The 1,687-nt window shown below is 51.7% G+C and carries 2 protein-coding genes; both read right to left on the reverse strand.

Annotated elements, in window-relative coordinates; translation table 11 throughout:
* Positions 1-241: hypothetical protein (locus AC3B8H_RS21065; RefSeq protein WP_488443466.1), on the reverse strand; the 241-nt coding region annotated here is incomplete at its 3' end.
* Positions 242-496: 255 nt separating this feature from the next.
* Positions 497-910, reverse strand: coding sequence for a GFA family protein (locus AC3B8H_RS21070; protein ID WP_488443467.1), 414 nt, complete (start codon positions 908-910; stop codon positions 497-499).
* Between the last annotated feature and the right edge of the window lie 777 nt (positions 911-1,687).

Here is a 1,687-nt window from a genome sequence, read left to right on the forward strand (position 1 = left end):
CCGCTTTTTGGACGCTCTGCACGCTGTCGTCCAGGTTATAGACGGTCTGGGTGAGGCGGTTGCCGCCGTCGGCTGTCGGCGGGTTTTCGGTCAGGGTGCCGAGGCGGTCGAGGTTGTCGTAGGCGTAGTCGGCAACGCTGACCGGCGCGGCGGTGCCCGAACAGGTGGTGTTGGCGGCGGTTAGTGCCGGGCCCCAGGCTTTCAGCAGGTTGCCGCTCGGAGTGTAGCTGTTGCAGGACACCAGCCATTGGCTGCCTATCTGCGCGGAGGAGCGGATCAGGCGACCGTCGGCGTCGTAGGCCGTAGTAGCTGGCGGTGATCTAGAACGCGGTGGCTTCCGACTAGGTGGCGCGGGTGCGGTTACCGAGCGGGTTGTATTGGTAGGACAGGGTTTTGCCGCCGGCGCTGGTCAGGCGGCGTATTTAATCACCTGCGTCCGAACACGCTACGCTATTCGGATCTACCCAGGCTAAACGGAATTGGCGCTTGGCGGACATCACTCGGGATATTCGGGGTAACGCGGCAAGCTATCGCCATCGCACGACCAGTCGGCACGCGAATCCCAAAAGATGCGCGCCTGAGGTTTAATCGGCGGTTCGTCGTCCAACGACCCGGCGGGAATCACGACGCCGTCAATTTCCGGAACGAATCGCGCAACTGAACTGCCACATTCGCTGCAAAACTGGCGGGCAAAGCGTTTGGCTTCAGGGACCTTAAACCGCTTCAGCAACGATTCGCCTTCGGTAAAGACCAATGTGGCATTCGATAGGAATAAATTGGTCGCGTGCCCGGTTCCGGAAGACTTTCTGCACCGCGCACAATGGCAGTGATAAAAACGCTCAGGAGCGCCGCTGACTTCATAACGAACAGCGCCGCATAGACAACCGCCTTTTAGCATGACCTGAGACATAGGAACTCCTGTGATTCGAATCGACCGGAAGATGTTTTGAATGCCACTCGCCAGATATAAATCGCCGACGACCTCGTGTGATGAACCGACCGGAAAAGATTTTAGCTCGTCGATCGCACACTGCATAGAATCCGGCGAGCGCCCGTATACGATAAGATTGCGTCTGTAGAGGATGCCGAATTTTGACGGTGGTGAATTGTCGCAGCGCCCCGTTGCGATCTATCGTCTAATCTGATTCAATGACCGCAATTTGATGGCTACCAGTCATCCCCACTAGATTCCGAATGATATACAGAAGGGAAAATCACATGCTAATCAATGAACTACCGGTTTGAGGAATGATTTTCGGTATATATACAGAACTATCTAATTACTAGTTAAGTGTAAAAAGGAGTAACAAATGTCTACTTGGGACGAAACAGAATTACAGAACGAAACGTGTCCGAATTGTGGTAAAGAATATTCTGTGAAATACCAATCTTTACCGTTGAGAGATGATGATAAATTTACCTGTTCCTGTGGAGAGGTATTACGGTCTTGGCGAGAAACTGGTATGTATATGTATACCGAAATTGTCAACGAAAACTAAGTCTGAATATCTGGCCTCTTAAATGTGCAACGAAATTGTAATTGAGCATCAAGGTAAATCATATACGGCGGAATACTTCATAGTAGATGATACGTTGACCGTAACTCTACCTGATGGTAGTCAGCGCACCTCTGAACTCAGAGGGCTAAAACCCGAAACTGCAGCAAAAACACATTTAAAAAGTTATG

This window comes from Methylomonas sp. BG-2 (assembly GCF_057766305.1).

Excerpts from the sequence above, each read along its gene's own strand:
- AC3B8H_RS21070 (WP_488443467.1), bottom strand. The coding sequence starts at position 910 with ATGTCTCAGGTCATGCTAAAAGGCGGTTGTCTATGCGGCGCTGTTCGT.